Source organism: Sphingobium sp. DC-2 (genome assembly GCF_000722555.1).
Taxonomy (GTDB): Bacteria; Pseudomonadota; Alphaproteobacteria; order Sphingomonadales; family Sphingomonadaceae; genus Sphingobium; species Sphingobium quisquiliarum.
Genome location: NZ_JNAC01000114.1, coordinates 316538 through 334594, shown reverse-complemented (window position 1 = coordinate 334594; position 18057 = coordinate 316538). Strand labels below are relative to the sequence as shown.

At 65.8% G+C, this 18057-nt stretch carries 17 protein-coding genes and 2 riboswitches; of the genes, 14 read left to right on the top strand and 3 right to left on the bottom strand.

Annotated elements, in window-relative coordinates:
* Position 1: 1 nt before the first annotated feature.
* Positions 2–1390 carry an OprO/OprP family phosphate-selective porin gene (locus ET21_RS0120700; RefSeq protein WP_030541165.1) on the bottom strand — a complete coding sequence of 463 codons (1389 nt, stop codon included), beginning with the start codon at positions 1388–1390 and terminating at the stop codon, positions 2–4.
* A 159-nt stretch (positions 1391–1549) separates the two neighbouring features.
* A riboswitch (cobalamin riboswitch) is annotated at positions 1550–1802 on the top strand.
* 168 nt (positions 1803–1970) lie between these two features.
* Here ET21_RS0120700 and ET21_RS0120695 point away from each other — a divergent pair.
* From ET21_RS0120695 to cobJ, 9 genes are all read left to right on the top strand, one after another.
* Positions 1971–3044: a HoxN/HupN/NixA family nickel/cobalt transporter gene (locus ET21_RS0120695; protein ID WP_030541164.1), complete on the top strand. Its 1074-nt coding sequence runs from the start codon at positions 1971–1973 to the stop codon at positions 3042–3044.
* Positions 3041–4081, top strand: coding sequence for a cobalamin biosynthesis protein CobW (gene cobW, locus ET21_RS0120690; protein ID WP_030541163.1), 1041 nt, complete (start codon positions 3041–3043; stop codon positions 4079–4081). Before ET21_RS0120695 ends, cobW begins: the two co-directional genes overlap by 4 nt.
* Positions 4081–7776 carry a cobaltochelatase subunit CobN gene (gene cobN, locus ET21_RS0120685; RefSeq protein WP_030541162.1) on the top strand — a complete coding sequence of 1232 codons (3696 nt, stop codon included), beginning with the start codon at positions 4081–4083 and terminating at the stop codon, positions 7774–7776. Before cobW ends, cobN begins: the two co-directional genes overlap by 1 nt.
* On the top strand, positions 7773–8378 hold the full coding sequence (cobO, locus tag ET21_RS0120680) for a cob(I)yrinic acid a,c-diamide adenosyltransferase (protein WP_030541161.1): 606 nt from the start codon (positions 7773–7775) through the stop codon (positions 8376–8378). The genes cobN and cobO overlap by 4 nt, the downstream gene beginning before the upstream one ends.
* A 1-nt stretch (position 8379) precedes the next feature.
* Complete coding sequence (bluB, locus tag ET21_RS0120675; RefSeq protein WP_081856801.1) at positions 8380–9018, top strand: 5,6-dimethylbenzimidazole synthase; 639 nt, start codon at positions 8380–8382, stop codon at positions 9016–9018.
* A 116-nt stretch (positions 9019–9134) separates the two neighbouring features.
* Positions 9135–9352, top strand: a riboswitch (cobalamin riboswitch).
* A gap of 225 nt (positions 9353–9577) precedes the next feature.
* Positions 9578–10630, top strand: coding sequence for a cobalamin biosynthesis protein CobG (locus ET21_RS0120670; RefSeq protein WP_030541159.1), 1053 nt, complete (start codon positions 9578–9580; stop codon positions 10628–10630).
* On the top strand, positions 10630–11259 hold the full coding sequence (locus tag ET21_RS0120665) for a precorrin-8X methylmutase (RefSeq protein WP_030541158.1): 630 nt from the start codon (positions 10630–10632) through the stop codon (positions 11257–11259). Before ET21_RS0120670 ends, ET21_RS0120665 begins: the two co-directional genes overlap by 1 nt.
* Entirely contained in the window at positions 11256–11978 is a 723-nt protein-coding gene (gene cobI, locus ET21_RS0120660; RefSeq protein ID WP_030541157.1) for a precorrin-2 C(20)-methyltransferase, read from the top strand. Before ET21_RS0120665 ends, cobI begins: the two co-directional genes overlap by 4 nt.
* Complete coding sequence (cobJ, locus tag ET21_RS0120655) at positions 11975–12724, top strand: precorrin-3B C(17)-methyltransferase (protein ID WP_030541156.1); 750 nt, start codon at positions 11975–11977, stop codon at positions 12722–12724. The genes cobI and cobJ overlap by 4 nt, the downstream gene beginning before the upstream one ends.
* On the opposite strand, the gene ET21_RS0120650 is transcribed toward cobJ, so the two are convergent.
* Positions 12700–13449, bottom strand: a complete 750-nt coding sequence (locus ET21_RS0120650; protein ID WP_030541155.1) for a cobalt-precorrin-6A reductase — start codon at positions 13447–13449, stop codon at positions 12700–12702. The genes cobJ and ET21_RS0120650 overlap by 25 nt on opposite strands.
* Here ET21_RS0120650 and ET21_RS0120645 point away from each other — a divergent pair.
* Genes ET21_RS0120645 through cobF form a run of 5 tightly spaced genes read left to right on the top strand, consistent with a single transcriptional unit; the run spans position 13448 to position 17841 of the window.
* Positions 13448–14650 carry a bifunctional cobalt-precorrin-7 (C(5))-methyltransferase/cobalt-precorrin-6B (C(15))-methyltransferase gene (locus ET21_RS0120645; protein WP_030541154.1) on the top strand — a complete coding sequence of 401 codons (1203 nt, stop codon included), beginning with the start codon at positions 13448–13450 and terminating at the stop codon, positions 14648–14650. The two genes, ET21_RS0120650 and ET21_RS0120645, sit on opposite strands and share 2 nt — an antisense overlap.
* Positions 14647–15012, top strand: coding sequence for a cobalamin biosynthesis protein (locus tag ET21_RS0120640; protein WP_030541153.1), 366 nt, complete (start codon positions 14647–14649; stop codon positions 15010–15012). Before ET21_RS0120645 ends, ET21_RS0120640 begins: the two co-directional genes overlap by 4 nt.
* The gene (cobM, locus tag ET21_RS0120635) at positions 15009–15794 is read left to right on the top strand and encodes a precorrin-4 C(11)-methyltransferase (RefSeq protein WP_030541152.1); all 786 of its coding nucleotides are present in this window, start codon (positions 15009–15011) and stop codon (positions 15792–15794) included. The genes ET21_RS0120640 and cobM overlap by 4 nt, the downstream gene beginning before the upstream one ends.
* Complete coding sequence (locus tag ET21_RS0120630) at positions 15791–17095, top strand: cobyrinate a,c-diamide synthase (protein WP_030541151.1); 1305 nt, start codon at positions 15791–15793, stop codon at positions 17093–17095. Before cobM ends, ET21_RS0120630 begins: the two co-directional genes overlap by 4 nt.
* On the top strand, positions 17092–17841 hold the full coding sequence (gene cobF / locus ET21_RS0120625) for a precorrin-6A synthase (deacetylating) (protein ID WP_030541150.1): 750 nt from the start codon (positions 17092–17094) through the stop codon (positions 17839–17841). Before ET21_RS0120630 ends, cobF begins: the two co-directional genes overlap by 4 nt.
* Here the strand turns inward: cobF and ET21_RS0120620 are convergent.
* Positions 17834–18040: a hypothetical protein gene (locus ET21_RS0120620; protein WP_030541149.1), complete on the bottom strand. Its 207-nt coding sequence runs from the start codon at positions 18038–18040 to the stop codon at positions 17834–17836. The two genes, cobF and ET21_RS0120620, sit on opposite strands and share 8 nt — an antisense overlap.
* Positions 18041–18057 lie beyond the last annotated feature (17 nt).

Genomic DNA, 18057 nt, shown 5'->3' with positions numbered 1-18057 from the left:
ATCAGAAGTCCAGTTCGGCGCGCCAGCCCACGACATTTGCGCTGTAATCGCGGTCGGTGCCCGCCGGAATGGCCGCATCGGTGTAGCGCAGATGGGCGTAGTTGAGGTTGAAGCGGAGATATTCGATCGGCGTCCATACCAGGCCCAAAATCCAGGCATTTTGGGTGCCGCCCACGATATCCTTGTCATTCAGGTCCAGATAGTCATAGCGCGCGGTGAGTTGCAGCGCGCCCATCCCGCCGTCGCCAAAGGCCTGCCTGGGCTTGGTGCTGCCGAAAATGCCGTTCTTGTAGGCGCGTGTCTCGCCGGTCAGGAAATAGCCGACCTCAGCATAGCCGCCGAAGAATGTCGGGTCCGAAAGGCCGGGCCGCTTCGTCCGCAGCCAGTGCGTTTCACCGGCCCAATAGAGCGGCCCGCGCGTCCCCGCGAGCTCCAGCCCATAATGGCTTTCGCCCGTAGCATCGATTGCTGGCGTCGCGAGGAAACGCGTGTTGACCGTGTGCAGATAGGGGCGCTGGCGGTAGCGCAGTGGCTCATCCGACAGACGGTTGAGGTCCCGCCAATGGCCGGATGCGCCGAAATGCAGCTGAGTCTTGCCGATGCGCGGCGCAAGCACGATCCGTCCGTCGACGCTGTAGCTGTCATTCTCGTCGCCATCCTCGTCATTGGTCAGCGAATCGGCGCTGTCGGAAAACAGGCCTAGCTGGGCCAGCAGAATGCCCGACTTATATTGCGCAGACAGGCCGATGCGGCGTTCGAAGTTGAAGGCGTCGGTGAAGGCAGCGCGCTCCATCACTGATCCCGTGGTGTCGCCGATCAGTTCGTCCAGCGACTGAAACTGGTTATGATTGCCCAGCGTGATCAGCCACTTGCCCTTTTCATAGGTGATGAACGTGTCGACCAGATCGACGCTGTTGTCCGACAGTTCGACCTCAAGCTTGTATCCAAAGCCCGCGCCCAATTGCCCTTCGGCCCCCAGCCGCAGGCGGCGAAGCTCGTTCGAATAGCCTTTGGCGCGATCCGATACACTTTCCGGCGCCATCAGCAGACCGGCGTCATATTGGATCCGGCCCTTCACCTTGAACTTGGCGTCGTCGCTGGCGAAAACCGGGCTGCCCTTCCAGCTGATGTCCGTTTCCGGCTTGGCCTTGTTCTCAGGCTTGGACGCAGCCGCCAGCGCCTTGGGCGCGGCGGCCGGAGCGGAACCCGAAGCTGCGGCGGGCGCTGCGGAATCGAGCCGGGCCTCCAGCATCTCCACCTGCGCCTTCAACGTGGCGATCTGCGCGCGCAACTGTTCGGCTTCGGCCTGGCTGATCGTCTGGGCGTTCGCCCATGACGGGGCGCTGATCTGGAGCATCGCGATCGCGATCGCCCAACGGCTGGCTTTCATTGCTTGATCCCTTCTCATGGGTGGCGCCGCTATGTCAGTTCAGTGACTATCGCGTGACGATAATATTACCATTTTATTTCATTCGGCGTTTCCAACCGCCCGCTTCCTTTTTGCCGCAGGCCGCTCTATGCACGTCGGCGAAGGCCTGCCCCAAGGGCGGTCTTCATTGATCGCGCCGGTGCCCCGAAGGGGGCTTGAATGGGAATGCGGTGCGGATGTCCTTTCCTTTTAGGGCGTCCAAATCCGCGGCTGTCCCTGCAACTGTGAGCGGCGAGCGAGACACATATCGACCTTCCATGACATGGGAGGGTCAGCCACTGGGCCGGACGCTAAATCCTGCGAGGCCTGGGAAGGCCATGTGCCGAGCGACGACCCGCAAGCCAGGAGACCTGCCGGCGTCTGGTCGCTCTTGCTTTGGTCCAGGGGATGGCCGGGGCACGGTGTTCCGTCTGAGCGACGCTTCGTGCGGCGGGAGCCGCACCGGCATGCGTGCCGGGCGCACTGGCGTCCGTCCGGCGCGCGCCGCCGGCCGCTTTGCGGAGGCTCCCGTTCCGGTTCGCTGACGCCAACGGACTGGCTCATGAATGCTCTTTCTCCAACTCTCGACCCTCCACCGCAGGGGTCCATACGCCGCCGCGCCACCTGGATGTTTGCCGGGCTGATCGCGGCCAACATCCTTTTGTGGATATGGGCTGGCCTTCTGTTCGCGGGCGACGTGGCGATGCTGGGCACGGCCCTGCTCGCCTGGAGCCTGGGCCTGCGCCATGCGGTGGACGCAGACCATATCGCCGCGATCGACAATGTGACCCGCAAGCTGATGCAAAATGGCGAGCGCCCGCTGACGGTGGGCTTCTGGTTCGCGATCGGCCATAGCGGCATCGTGCTGATCGGCGCGGTGCTGATCGCCACCGCCGCCAGCGCGCTCAGCCGGGTGGAAGCGGCTGGGGAGATTGGCGGCGTCATCGCCACCATCATCTCCGCGACCTTCCTCTTCGCCATCGCCGCCGTGAACCTGATCATCCTGAAATCGGTCTGGTCGGCTTTCAACCATGTCCGCAGGGGCGGCGCCTATACCAGCGAGGACATGGACATGCTGCTGGGGAACCGGGGACTGCTCGCCCGGATTTTCAAGCCGCTTTTCCGGCTGGTGACGCGCAGCTGGCACATGGCGCCGCTCGGTTTCCTGTTCGGCCTGGGCTTCGACACGGCGACGGAGATCGCCATTCTGGGCTTGTCCGCCGGGCACGCGGCGAGCGGCCTTGCGCTCTCCACCGTCCTTATCTTCCCGCTGCTTTTCGCTGCGGGCATGGCGCTGGTGGACACGGCTGATGGGGCGCTGATGATGGGGGCCTATCAATGGGCGTTCGTGAAACCCATCCGCAAGCTCTATTACAACATCACCATCACGCTGGTGTCGGCGATCGTCGCCATCGTCATCGGCGGGATAGAGGTGATCGCGCTTCTGGGGAACAAGCTCGGCTTTACGGGAGGCCTCTGGTCGCTGGCCGCCAGCCTTGGCGAGCATTTCAACAGCCTGGGCTTCTTCATCGTCGGCCTGTTCGCCGCCTGCTGGCTGATCAGCTGGGCGATCTACCGCTGGAAGCGCTTCGACGAGATCGATGTCCCCCTCGCACCGCAAGGAAGCATATCATGAACAAGATTCCCGCCACCGTCATCACCGGCTTTCTGGGCGCGGGCAAGACGACCCTGATCCGTCACCTCATCGAAAATGCGGGCGGCCGCCGCATCGCCCTTGTCATCAACGAATTCGGCGATGTCGGCGTGGACGGCGCGCTGGTGAAGGGCTGCGGCGATGAAGCCTGCCCGGACGACGATATAATCGAGCTTGCCAATGGCTGCATCTGCTGCACCGTGGCGGACGATTTCCTGCCGACCATGCAGCGGCTGCTCGACCGGCCTGTGCCGCCCGACCACATCATCATCGAAACGTCCGGGCTTGCCTTGCCCAAGCCTCTGGTGAAGGCGTTCCAATGGCCCGGCATCCGCACGCGCGCGACCGTGGACGGCGTGGTCGCGCTTGTGGATGCCGACGCGCTCGCCGCAGGGCGCTTCGCCCATGACGAAGCCGCGTTGGCCGCCGCCCGCGCCGCCGATCCCACGCTGGATCATGACAGCCCGATCGAGGAACTGTTCGAAGACCAGCTTGCCTGCGCCGACCTTGTCCTCCTCAACAAGACCGACCTCGTGGATGCGGCGCGGCTGGAGGAAGTGGAGGACGGGCTGCGGCAGGAAATCCGGTCCGGCGTCAGCATCGTGCGCACCTCCATGGGCCGCGTCGATCCGGCGGCTCTGCTGGGCATAGATGCCGCGGTGGAGGATCAGATCGATGGCCGGCCGTCGCATCATGACGGTGAGGAGGATCATGATCATGATGACTTCGACAGCTTCGTGCTGGACCTTGGCGAACTGGAGAGTGCGGAACCGCTGCTCGCCGCATTGAACCGGGCCATTGCGGAGCATGACCTGTTGCGCGTCAAGGGCTTCCTGGCGGTCCGGGGCCGTCCCGCCCGCCTCGTCCTCCAATCGGTGGGGCCGCGCGTGCAGCATCATTATGACCGCGCGTGGCAGCCGGACGAGCAGCGCGCTTCCCGGCTCGTCATCATCGGCCAGAGCGGTCTTGACCGCAATGCCATCGCTGCGATGCTCGGTGCAGGGCCGGTCCCCGCCTGATGCATCTGCTGACCGCCACGCCCGGCACCGTTTCGAACGGCGATGAAGCCATCGATCTTGGCCAATCGCCGGGTGATATCGTCGTGCTTACCGTGGCGGACAGCGACCTTGCCTGCCTCGCCAGCGCGGCGGCGGCATTGGGGGATGATGCTCCCTCAGTGCGGCTCGCCAACCTGCTCCAGCTGCGCCACCCCTATTCCGTCGACCTCTATGTCGAAAAGGTCATCGCCCACGCGCGCTTCGTCTGCGTCATCCTGCTAGGCGGCAGGAGCTATTGGCCCTATGGCATTGATGAAATTGCCAGAATGGCGCGGGAGAAGGGGATCGCCTTCGCCGCGATCGCCGACGGGCAGGAACAGGACCCCGATCTGGTTCAGGCCTCGACCCTCCCTCAAGCCAGTTGCGAGCGGCTGCGCGACTATATCCGTCAGGGCGGCATCGCCAATGCCGTCAGCTTCCTGAGGGAGGCCGCGCGCCTTGCCGGACTTGATGCAGGAGAAGCGGACGCTCCCGTCCCGGTGGCGGATGCCGGGCTTTATTGGCCCGGTGCGGAGCGCGTGACGCTGGACGAGGTGAAAAGCCGGTGGCGCGAGGGACAACCGACGGTCCTTTTCCTCTTCTATCGCGCCTTGCTGATCGCCGGGACGATGGATGCGGTCGATGCCATGATCTTTCAACTACAAGCCCATGGTCTCAATGTCTTACCAGTGCATGTTCGCGCGCTTCGCGAACCCTTTGCAAGGGATTTCCTGCGTGCGGCGATGACGCAGACGCCGCCGGATGTCATCCTCAATGCCACCGCCTTCGCCGCGTCGGCTCCGGGCGAACCGCGCACGCCGTCCATTCTTGAGCAAGCCGATTGCCCGATCCTCCAGACCGTCTTCGCCAGCGCCGAGGAGCAGGCATGGCAGGCGAGCGCGCGGGGACTTGGCCCCCGCGACCTCGCCATGCATATTGCGCTTCCAGAGGTGGACGGGCGGCTTTTCACCCGCGCCGTGGCGTTCAAGGCGGCCGCTCGCTTCGATGAACGCACCCAGTGCAGCATCATCGTGCCCCAAATTCTTGAAGATCGTGCGAGCTTCACTGCCCAACTCACTGTAAATTGGGCAAAGCTGCGCAAAACCAGCCCCGGTAAGCGCAGGATCGCCCTTATCCTCGCCAACTATCCGGGCCGGGCCGGACGTATCGGCAATGGCGTGGGGCTTGATACGCCTGCGAGCGCTGCCGCAATCCTGGATGCGCTCGCCGAAGCTGGCTACGATGCCGCTGGAGCGCCGGGCGATGGCGCGGAGCTGATGCAGCGGCTCACCGCAACCGCGCCGCCGGAACGACTGCCCCTGCCGGACTATCAAACAGCCTTTGCAGCTCTACCCCAAGCCGTGCAGGACGCGGTCATATCTCGCTGGGGCCCACCTGAGGCCGACCCGGCCCTGCGCGATGGAGCTTTTTCGATTGCCGTCCATCGCTTCGGCAAGCTGGCCGTGGCTGTTCAGCCCTCGCGCGGCTATGATGTGGACCCGAAATCCAGCTATCACGATCCGGCCCTGCCGCCGCCGCATGCTTATCTGGCCTTCCACTTCTGGCTGGCCAGTCGTTTCAAGGCGCATGCCGTCGTGCATGTCGGCAAACATGGAAATCTGGAATGGTTGCCCGGCAAGGCGATCGCCTTATCCGAAAACTGCTTCCCCGAAATCTGCGCCGGGCCGGTCCCGCAAATCTATCCCTTCATCGTCAATGATCCGGGCGAGGGCACGCAGGCGAAACGGCGCATCGGCGCTTGCATCATCGATCATCTGACGCCGCCCTTGACCCGCGCCGAAAGCTACGGCCCGCTCAAGGAACTGGAGGCGCTGGTCGATGAATATTATCTCGCCGCCGGCATGGACCCTCGCCGGTTGGAGACGCTGCGCAAGGATATATTGGCGCTCGCCGCGTCACAGGGGCTGGACAAGGATGCGGGCGCGGAAGGCGGCGGAGACGATGCCTTGGCAGCGATCGACAACTATCTGTGTGACCTCAAGGAAATGCAGATCCGCGATGGGCTGCATGTCTTCACCCGGTCGCCAGAAGGAACGCAACGCCGGGACCTGCTGATCGCGCTCGCCCGTTGCCCGCGCGGATTGGAGGATGGCGAAGGATCGCTGCTTACCGCATTGGCTGACGATCTTTCCCTTGGTTTCAATCCATTGGATTTTGTCATGGGGACGCCGTGGCAAGGTGCCCGCCCGCCGGAGCTTGGCTCTCTGACGCCAGCGCCCTGGCGAACAACGGGCGATACGGTGGAGCGGCTCGAACTACTCGCTATCCATCTGCTCGATACCAAGGGCGATGCGCCTGGTCCAAAAAGCGCCGCTATCATCGAGGCGTTGTACAGCGGGCTCGCCCCGCGCGTCGACGCCAGCGGACCGGCCGAGAAAGCGGCGCTTTTGGCGGCGCTTGACGGGCGTTTCGTCCTCCCCGGCCCTTCCGGCGCGCCCACGCGCGGGCGGCCCGATGTATTGCCGACCGGCCGCAACTTCTACTCGGTGGACACGCGCGCCGTCCCCACCGTAGCGGCCTGGAATCTGGGGCAGCGATCCGCCGAACTGCTGGTCCAGGACTATCTCCAGCGGCAGGGAGAATATCCGCGCGCGATGGCGATTTCCGCGTGGGGCACCGCCAATATGCGCACCGGAGGCGATGATATCGCCCAGGCGCTGGCATTGATGGGCGTGCGTCCGCGCTGGGAATGGTCATCGGGCCGGGTCATCGGCTTTGAGGTGATGAAGATCGCGGAACTCAATCGCCCAAGGGTCGACGTCACCCTGCGCATATCGGGCTTCTTCCGCGACGCCTTCCCTGAACAGGCCGATCTGGTCGACAGCGCCGCCCGCGCGGTGATGGCACTGGACGAGCCGGAGGAGGATAATCCCGCCGCCGCCCGCCACCGTGCCGAAACCGCCCTTCTGATGGCGGAGGGCGCGTCCGAAAAGGCGGCGCTCCGCCGCGCGGGGGCGCGTGTTTTCGGTTCCGCGCCGGGAACTTACGGCACGGGTTTGCAGGCGATGATCGATGAAAGCATCTGGCACGACCGGTCCGACCTTGCGAATATCTATCTCGATTGGGGCGGTCATGCCTATGGCGGCGGCGTGGAGGGAGAGACCGATCGCGCCCTGTTCGCGCGGCGGCTGGCCGAAGCGGACGCACTTATCCAGAATCAGGACAATCGCGAGCATGACCTGCTCGACAGCGATGATTATTACCAGTTCGAAGGCGGGATCGCGGCGGCGGTGGAGCATCTCTCCGGCAAGACGCCGCTCAGCTATCATAATGACCATAGCCGCCCGGAACGGCCGGTCGTACGCACGCTGGAGGATGAGATCGGCCGCGTCGTGCGCGCCCGCGTGACCAATCCCAAGTGGATCGCGGGCATGATGCGCCACGGCTACAAGGGCGCGTTCGAAATCGCCGCCTCGGTCGATTATCTCTTCGCCTTTGCCGCCACCACCCATGGCGTCAAGGATCATCATTTCGACGCCGTCCACGCCGCCTTCATCGAGGATGAAGCCGTCCGCGCCTTCATGGCGGAGGTGAACCCCGCCGCCCTGCGCGAAACCGCCGCCCGCCTGTCGGAAGCGCTTGATCGCGGCCTTTGGCGGCCCCGGTCCAATAGCGCCGCCATGCTCCTTTCCAGCCTCAAGGAAGACCGACCATGATCGAACGCACTCCGGAACAACATGCCGAGAAGATGAAGAAGAAGCAGGCCGCCCATGACAAGATCATGGCGACCAAGACGCAGGAAAAGGGCCTGCTGATCGTCCATACCGGCAAGGGCAAGGGCAAGACGACCGCCGCGCTCGGCATGGTGGTGCGCGCGATCGGCCATGGCAAGAAGGTCGGCGTCGTGCAGTTCGTCAAGGGTGCGATGACCACCGGAGAAAAAGCGGTGTTCGACGCGTTTCCCGATAATGTCACGTTCAAGCCGATGGGCGAAGGCTTCACCTGGAACACGCAGGACCGCACGCGCGATATCGCGCTCACCCGCGAGGCATGGGACGAGGTGAAGCGGATGATCGCCGATCCCGCCTATGACATGGTGCTTGCCGACGAGCTGAACATCGTGCTGCGGTACGACTATCTGCCGCTTGACGAAGTGCTGGAGGCCGTCGCAGGACGTGACCCGATGAAGCATGTCATTGTCACCGGCCGCAACGCTCCCGATGCATTGGTGGAGGCGGCCGATCTGGTCACCGAAATGACGCTGATCAGGCATCCTTTCCGCAGCGGGGTGAAGGCGCAGCCGGGGATAGAATTCTGACATGAGCGGTCCCGCCATCACGCCCATTGACAGCGCTGCGTTCGAAGCGCTGGTCCGGGCGCGGCGGGATGTTCGCCATTTCCGCACTGACCCGCTTGACGAGAGCGACGTGGAATGGCTGCTGAGCATGGCGCATCGCGCGCCGTCTGTCGGCTTGTCGCAGCCCTGGCGCTTCGTGCGGATCGAAACCGCCGGACTTCGCGAACGGCTCGCCCGCCACGTCGATGCTCAGGTCAGCGCGGCGGGAGAGGCGTATGAAGGCGATCAGGACCGCCTTTACCGCAGCCTCAAGCTGCACGGCCTGCGCGAAGCCCCGGTGCTGTTCGCCGTCTACTGCGACGACGGCACGGAAACCGGACACCATCTGGGCGCGGTCACCATGCCAGAAGCGCGGCGCTATAGCTGCGTAATGGCCGTTCATACGCTCTGGCTGGCGGCCCGGACCCGTGGCATCGGCATGGGCTGGGTATCCATCATGGAGTCCGAAGACGTAGACGCGATGCTGGATATTCCCGCGAACTGGGCTTGTCTTGGGTTGCTATGCCTGGGCCGCCCGGAAAGCGAAGAGGACGCGCCAGAGCTGGAACGGCGCGGCTGGGAACAGCGGACGGGTTGGCGTTCGGTGGTGATGAAACGCTAGGGATGCGCCGTGCTCCTGCACAGGCAGAAGCGCCAAGTCTCCGATCGCGCCAAGCCTGCCGAAGCCCCTTCCCTTTCACCGGCGAGCGCTCTAAGAGGCGAAGCGGACCGGCCTGCCGGTCCATCGATCGCGTCGGTGTCCCTTTTGGGGCTTAAATGGGAACGCGGTGCGGGAGCTTGCTCCCTAATCCGTGGCTGTCCCTGCAACTGTGAGCGGCGAGCGAGACATGGACGATCGTGTACCGGGCGATCAGCCACTGGAGCAATCCGGGAAGGCCCATGCTTCACGCATTGACCCGCAAGCCAGGAGACCTGCCGCCGCAAAGGTCGCTCTTGCCATGATCCAGGGGATGGTCACGGCTCGGTTCTCCGTTTGAGCGACGAATTTTCGTGCGGCTGCGGCCGTGCCCGGCTGCGTCTCATCACGCACGGGCGCACCGCCGCCATCGTTGCTTGACACCTGGAGGGCTTTAAAAGTGCAGGACTGGCCGGGGCGCGCGTCCGCTGATCAATCGCCTCATCCTGCGGTGCGGGGATGGTGTCCGACCGCATGGCGGCCGATGATGGCGGGAGACGGCCTGCTGGTCCGTGTCCGACCCCGCCTTGGCCGGATGAGCCGCATGCAAGTGCTTGGCCTGTGCGATGCGGCGCTGCGCCATGGCAACGGCCATATCGACCTGACCAATCGCGCGGGGCTACAGATCCGGGGCGTGAAGGAGCGTGACCACGGGGAGCTGGTGCAGGCATTGGCCGCGCTGGGCCTGGTCAATCCAGATGCCAGCCGGGAAGCTGCCGCGCCGGTCATACTGACGCCCGACTGGATGCCTGACGATGCGTCGGATATGATCGCCCGCGCGCTGCTGGACCGGATGGGCGAATTGCCCCCTCTGCCGCCCAAGGTGGGCATCGCCATCGACGCAGGCCCTGCGCCCGCCCTCGCCCACAGCCCCGCCGATTTCCGCATCGAACGGAGCGAGCACGGAGAATTGATTCTCCGGGCCGAGGGGCGGGACAAGGGCATGGCGACGAGCGTGGAAAAGGCCGTGGACAACCTGATCGCGCTCGCCCACTGGTTTGTCCGCAGCGGCGGCGTGAAGGCGGGCCGGATGGCCCGGCATACAGCGCTCCTTCCGCACCCTGCGTCCCATATTCCTGCCGGGTCCCGCTCCCCCTCCGCTGTGATCGAGTTTTGTCCTGGCCGCTTCCATGGCGTGCCCTTTGGCCGGATCGAGGCCGATGCCTTGCGCGGCCTGATGGACCGAGCACACCATGTCCGCCTGACGCCGTGGCGCGGCATCATCCTGGAAGGGGATGATGGACCATCGGACGGCCCCGCCGGTCCCTTGCTGAGCGCCGATGCCTGCCCCGGCGCGCCCGCCTGCCCGCAGGCGAGCGTCGGCACCCGCGATCTGGCGGCGCGGCTGGCGCCCTTTGCCTCTGACCTGCATGTGTCGGGCTGCGCCAAGGGCTGCGCGCGGCCGGGCCCGGCAGCCACGGTTCTCACCGGGCGCAATGGCTGCTTCGATCTGGCGTTCAACGCCCGTGCGGGATCGCCGCCCGCTCGCTCCGGCCTTGACCCTCAGCAGCTATTTACCCTCTTCGGAGCCTCCTGATGCCGCATGTCTATGAAACCGACGGAGCGGCCATTTACCGCCAATCCTTCCGCACCATCCGGGCGGAGGCGGATCTCGCCCGCTTTGCCGCGGAAGAGGAGCGCGTGGCGGTGCGGATGATCCACGCCGCCGGGCTGGTCGGCCTTGAGGCGCATATCCGCTTTTCTCCTGCCTTCACCCAGTCGGCCATCGGCGCGCTGAATGCCGGAGCGCCCATATTGTGCGACGCGCGCATGGTTTCGGAAGGGATCACCCGCACCCGGCTGCCTGCGGCCAACCCTGTCCTGTGCACGCTGCACGACGCGCGGGTGCCCGCCCTTGCCCAAGCCATGGACAACACCCGGTCCGCCGCCGCGCTGGAGCTGTGGCGGCCTCATCTGGCGGGCGCGATCGTCGCGATCGGCAATGCACCGACTGCGCTTTTCCATCTGCTCAACATGCTGGAGGACCTCGCCTGCCCTCGCCCGGCAGCGATCATCGGCTGCCCGGTCGGCTTCGTCGGCGCGGCGGAATCCAAGGACGCGCTGTGGCAGGCGCAGCCCGTTCCCTGCTGCATCGTCGAAGGACGGCTGGGCGGCAGCGCCATCACCGTGGCGGCCCTCAACGCACTGGCGAGCGCTGCCGAATGAGCGGGACCATCCATGGCGTGGGCCTCGGCCCCGGCGCGCAGGACCTGATGAGCGTTCGCGCGGATCGCCTGATCCGGCAGGCGCGTCACATCGCCTATTTCCGCAAGGCGGGCCGCCCCGGCCACGCCCGGCGCATCGTTGAAGGGATGCTGCGGCCCGACGCGGTGGAATTTGCGATGGAATATCCGGTGACGACGGAAATTCCCTTTTCCGATCCGCGCTACAATGCCTGCCTTGCCCCCTTCTATGCGGACTGCGCCGCGCATCTGCACGGCCTGGCGATGCAGGGAGAGGATGTGGTCGTCCTGTGCGAAGGCGACCCCTTTTTCTACGGCAGTTTCATGCATCTGCACAGCCGCCTTTCCGCGCGCGCGCCCGTGCAGATCGTGCCGGGCATCACCGGCATGTCGGGGGCGTGGACGGCCAGCGGCATGCCTATCAGCTGGGGCGATGACGTGCTGACCGTGCTGATGGCGACCCTGTCCGAAGAGGAGCTTGCCCGGCGCATCCGCGACACCAACGCGCTGGTCGTCATGAAGATCGGCCGCAACCTCGCCAAGCTCCGCCGTGCCGTCGAAAGCGCAGGCAGGCGGGACTGCGCCTGGCTGGTCGAATATGCCACCATGGCGGACCAGCGGGTCACGCCGCTGGCGCAGGCGGAAGCCGTCACGGGATATTTTTCCATCCTGCTGATCCATGGACAGGGACGGCGGCCATGAGCGGATGGGTGGCTGTCGCTGGACTTGGGCCCGGCGCGGACGCGCTGATCACGCCGGAAGTCACCATGGCGCTGGAGGAAGCGACCGACCTGATCGGCTATGCGCCCTATGTGTCGCGGGTGGCCGAGCGGTCCGGCCTGACGCGGCACCCGTCCGACAACCGCGTCGAGCTTGATCGCGCCGCGCATGCGCTGGAGCTTGCCGCAGCGGGGCATCGCGTAGTCGTGGCGTCGTCGGGCGACCCCGGCGTCTTCGCCATGGCATCGGCCTTGTTCGAAGCGCTGGAAGCTGGTCCCGCCGCCTGGCGCGCGATCGACATTCGCGTCCTGCCCGGCATTACGGCGATGCTCGCCGCTGCCGCGCGGGCGGGCGCGCCGCTGGGCCATGATTTCTGCGCGATCAACCTGTCGGACAATCTGAAGCCATGGGCGTTGATCGAGCGCAGGCTGCGCCTTGCCGTCGAAGCGGACTTCGCCATCGCCTTCTACAACCCCCGCTCCCGATCGCGTCCCGAAGGGTTCGCCCGGACCCTCGCCATATTGCGGGAAACATGCGAACCAGGCCGCCTGATCCTCTTCGCGCGTGCTGTCTCGACGCCTCAAGAGAAATTGCGCATCGTCCCGCTGGAGCAGGCTACGCCCGAAACGGCGGACATGCGCACGATGGTGATCGTCGGGTCCAGCCGAACCCGCATGATCGATCGCGCCGCCGGACCAATCCTCTACACGCCACGCTGGGCCGAATGAGCGAGCCAATAGAGTACATCAGCGACGCTGTGCGTTACCCTGACGTCCGGCAGGGGCGGCCGGTCGATCATCAGCACCGGGATGTCCAGCTCCCGCGCCGCATCCAGCTTGGCTCGCGCGCCCTCGCCGCCCGCGTTTTTGGCGACGACCAGCTCGACCTCATGCGCCCGCATCAGCGCAACTTCGCTCTCCACGGCGAACGGCCCCCGATCCACCAGCAGATGATGACGCGGCAGAGCAGGCGGAACAACGGGCCGATCGATGAAGCGCAGCAGATAATGATGCTGCGGCTGCGCGGCGAAGGCATCCACATGCATCCTTCCGAGCGCCAGCATCACGCGCTGCGCCCTCCCTGCCAGCGCGGCGACGGCCCCCGCAATATCCGCCACATGGCTCCATCGGTCGCCTTCCCCCGCCTCCCATTGCGGGCGAGTGAGCATGATATGGCCGATGCCCGCAAGCCGCGCCGCTTCGGCGGCATGGCGGCTCATCGTCGCGGCAAAGGGATGGGTCGCGTCGACCAGATGCGTCACCCCTTCCAGCCGGAGATAGCGCGTCAGCCCTTCAACCCCGCCAAAGCCGCCTATGCGGAGCGGCACCGGCTGGGCGCGGGGCCGTTCCGTACGTCCCGCATAGCTCAAGGTGGCGCGCAAGCCCCTTTGCGCCGCTGCGGCGGCCAGAGCGCTCGCCTCGGTCGTGCCGCCCAGGATCAGGATGTTGGTCATGGCCGCTGATACTCCCTGGCTGACGATCATCGGTATCGGCGAGGATGGCGTGACCGGCCTGCCCTCCATCGCGCGCGCGGCGCTGGAGGAAGCACAGTTCATCACCGGCGCGCCTCGCCACCTTGCGCTGCTGCCGCCCCTTAAAGCTGAATGCCATGCCTGGCCAGCGCCGTTCGAGGATGGCGTTGCGCCGCTGCTGACGCGCCGGGGACAGCCAACGGTCATGCTTGCGTCAGGCGATCCCTTCTGGTTCGGCGCGGGCGCCAGCATCACCCGCCATCTTGGGGCCGGAGAGTGGATCGCCTATCCCGGCCCTTCCACCTTCTCGCTCGCCGCCGCGCGGCTTGGCTGGGCCTTGCAGGACACGCTTTGCCATGGACTCCATGCCGCGCCTCTTGCGCGCCTGCGTCCCGATCTGGCGCCGGGGGGCCATGCCATAGTGCTGCTGCGGGACGGGGCGGCGGTGGGGGAGCTTGCGGCATTTCTGACGCGCGAGAGCTTTGGCGCTTCGACCCTCCATGTGATGGAAGCGCTGGGCGGTCCGCGCGAACGTATCCGGCAGGTTCGGGCGGATGACTATGACCTGTCAGATGTCGCTCATCCTGTCGCTGTCGGCATCGACATTGCCGGAGATGGCGGCGTCATGCCGCGCGCCAGCGGCATCGGCGACCAATGGTTCGACCATGACGGCCAAATCACCAAGCGCCCGGTCCGCGCGCTGACCGTGTCTGCACTTGCTCCACGGCCCGGCGAGACATTGTGGGACATTGGCTGCGGGTCCGGCTCTGTCGCGATCGAATGGCTGCTAAGCCATCCCTCGACACAGGCCGTTGCCTTCGAAGCCGATCCTGCCCGCGCCGCTCGCGCCCGCGTCAATGCGGACCGGCTGGGCGTGGACCGGCTGACGATCATCGAGGGCCGTGCTCCAGCGGTGCTCCACGGCCGCGCCCGTCCCGACGCCATTTTCATCGGCGGGGGGCTCAGCAATGAACTGCTGGAAAGGATCATGGATCTAAGGGGCAAACCCACGCGCCTCGTGGCCAATGCGGTGACGCTGGAATCCGAAAGCCTGCTGGCCCATTGGCATGCACGGATCGGGGGAGATCTGCTGCGGATAGAGCTTGCCACAGCCGTACGGCTCGGCACGCGTCGCGGCTGGCGGTCCTCCTATCCACTTGTGCAGTGGAGCGTCATCCTATGATCGTCGCCGGTTTCGGTTGCCGGGACAGCGTAAGCCCTGACGCCCTGCGCGCCGCGCTGGACCTCGCCATTGGAAAGGCTCAGCCTCCCACCGCCCTCGCGACCCTGACGCACAAGGCGGATCTGATCGCCCCGCTCGCGGAAGCGATGGGCCTGCCCCTCCTTTCCATCGATCCTTCCGCCATCACCGGCGTATCGACGCCCACATCTTCCGCCGCCAGCCTTGCCGCCTATCGCACTGGCAGCGTTGCCGAAGCGGTGGCGATGGCCGCTGCGGGCAACGGATCGCGCCTGCTTACACTGCGCGCCATAGCGCCCGGTGGCGGCGCGACATGCGCGCTCGCACAAGGATTTCCCGCATGACAATCCATTTCATCGGCGCGGGTCCCGGCGCGCCCGATCTCATCACCCTGCGCGGGCGCGACCTGATCGCCGCCTCGCCCATATGCCTCTATGCCGGGTCATTGGTCCCCCCCAGCCTGCTCGACCATTGCCCGCCCGGCGCGCGCATCGTCAACAGCGCGCCCATGACGCTGGACGAGATCACGGGCGTGCTCGCGCAGGCGCATGCCGATGGGCTGGATGTCGCCCGCCTGCATTCGGGCGACCTGTCCGTCTGGTCGGCGATGGGCGAACAATTGCGCCGGTTGAAGGCGCTCGGCATTCCCTACAGCATCACGCCCGGCGTCCCGTCCTTCGCCGCCGCTGCCGCCGCGCTGGGCACGGAACTGACTTTGCCCGGCGTCGGCCAGTCAGTGGTCCTCACCCGCACCTCCGGCAGGGCAAGCGCCATGCCGCCGCGCGAAACCCTGGCGGCCTTCGGCGCGAGTGGAGCGACGCTGGCCATCCACCTGTCGATACATGCGCTGGATCGGGTCGTTGCGGATCTTGTGCCGCTCTACGGTCGCGATTGTCCCGCCGCCGTCGTCTGGCGAGCAAGCTGGCCCGATGAAAAGATCGTCCGCGCCACTTTGGGCACCATGGTGGAGGCGGCTGAGGGCGGGCCTGAACGCACTGCCCTGATCCTGGTCGGACCAGTGCTGGACGACAGCGGCTTTGCCGACAGCAGCCTTTATGCGCCGGGCTATGACCGCCGTTTCCGCCCGGCGTCCACGGACTCGCGCTTTGCCGGTCCGCAGGAATGACTCCCGGCCTTCTCATCGCGGCGCCGCGCTCAGGCTCCGGCAAGACAGTCGTCACGCTGGGCCTGATCCGCGCCTTGACGCGAGCAGGCATCAGAGTGCAGGCCTATAAATGCGGGCCTGACTATATCGACACGGCCTTTCACTCTCAGGCAAGCGGCCGGCCCGCCTTCAACCTCGATAGCTGGGCGATGGACGGCCCGCTGATCCATTCGCTCGCCGCGCGGGCACAGGATGCAGACCTCGCCATAGCCGAAGGCGTGATGGGCCTGTTCGACGGAGCCGAGGCTCCCGGCATCAGCGGAAACGGCAGCAGCGCAGATATCGCCGCCATGCTGGGCTGGCCGGTCCTGCTCGTCATCGACGTGACCGGGCAGAGCCAGTCGGCCGCCGCCCTTGCCCATGGTTTCCGCACCATGCACCCGGACATAAGGGTCGCCGGAGTGATCCTGAACCGGGTGGGAAGCGATCGCCATGACCGCATGATCCGCCGTGCCATGGAAGCGATCGCCATGCCGGTGCTTGGTTCCATCCCCCGCGATGCCAGCCTCGGCCTGCCCGAACGGCATCTCGGTCTGGTTCAGGCGGGCGAGTTGGCTGAGTTGGAGGCACGCATGGACGCACTTGCCGACCACCTCGCCACCCATGTCGATCTTGCTGGGTTACGCTCCCTTGCTGGCGCACGTCCACTCGCTCCGGCGAGCGCTCTCTGCCCTCCACCGGGCCAGCGCATCGCACTGGCGCAGGACGCGGCTTTCTCCTTCACCTATGCCCATATGGTCCAGGGATGGCTGGAAGCGGGAGCGGAAATCCTGCCCTTCTCTCCCCTCGCCGACGAAGCGCCTGCTGCCCATGCCGATACGGTGTGGCTGCCGGGCGGCTATCCTGAGCTGCATGCTCCCGCGCTTGCCGGTGCTCATCGGTTCCTTGCGGGCCTGCGCCGCCATGCACAGGATCGCCCCATCCATGGCGAATGCGGCGGCTATATGGCGCTGGGCGAAGCGCTGATCGATGCTGATGGGCATGCCCATGCGCTGGCGGGACTGCTGGGCCTTGTCACCAGCTTCGCGCAACGCCGTCTGCACCTTGGCTATCGCCTCGCAAAGCTGCTCGCGCCGATGGGCGGCTATGCAGCGGGCACGCTACTGAATGGCCATGAGTTTCATTACTCAATGGTTATGGAACAGCCCGACGAACCGCTCGCCCATGTCACCGATGCTGCGGGAAAGGACATCGCCTCCACTGGATCGCGGCGAGGCCATGTCACTGGCAGCTTTTTTCACCTGATGGCAGGCGCGGCATGATCCGGCTGCTATTGATCGGCATCGGCACGGGCAATCCCGATCACCTCACGCGCGCGGCGGTCAAGGCGATGAATGAGGCCGACCTCATCCTCCTCCCCCGCAAGGGCGATGCGAAATCGGACCTGATCGATCTGCGCCGAGCGATCTGCGCGCAGGTGCTGACCGGCCCCACCCGGATCGTCGAATTCGACATGCCCGTACGCGCGGCGGAGCCTGCCTATCTCGACGCCGTTGCCGCCTGGCACGACGCCATCGCCGACCGATGGATGGAGCAGGCTGCGCTTCACCTGCCCGGCGGCGGCACGCTGGCATTGCTGGTCTGGGGCGATCCGTCCCTTTATGACAGCAGCCTGCGGATCGCCGCGCGTCTGGGCGGCCAGGTCAGCATCCGCGTCATTCCCGGCATCACCAGCATCCAGGCGCTGACGGCGGCCCATGGCATATGCTTCAATCGCCTCGCGGAGCCAGTGCTGATCTCAACGGGCCGCCGCCTGCGGGACGATGGATGGCCAGCGGGGGTGGACGACATTGTCGTGATGCTGGATGCGCATTGCGCCTTCCGCACGCTTCCGCCCGAAGGCATTCATATCTGGTGGGGCGCTTATCTGGGCATGGAGTGCGAGGAACTGGCGGAAGGACCGTTAAGCGAAACCGGCCCATCCATCATCGAAAGGCGCGCAGCGCTGCGCGAGCGCCATGGCTGGATCATGGACGTCTATCTGCTGCGCCGTGCCGGATTCAACTGACCGGCGAGCAGAGTTCGGCCATCGGCTTGTTGATGACGGCACGCGCCGCGTCGAACGATCCCATGACGGCGCGGCGGCGAAACTCGGCCGCCATCGCCTGATGCATGGTGCGGGCATAAGGGTCAGCCGTCGTCGCCGCCAACTGCTCGTGCATTCTGGCCCGCTCCAGACATTCCTGTGCGCTAAGGGCATTGGTCATGAACCGCACTCCTGCTG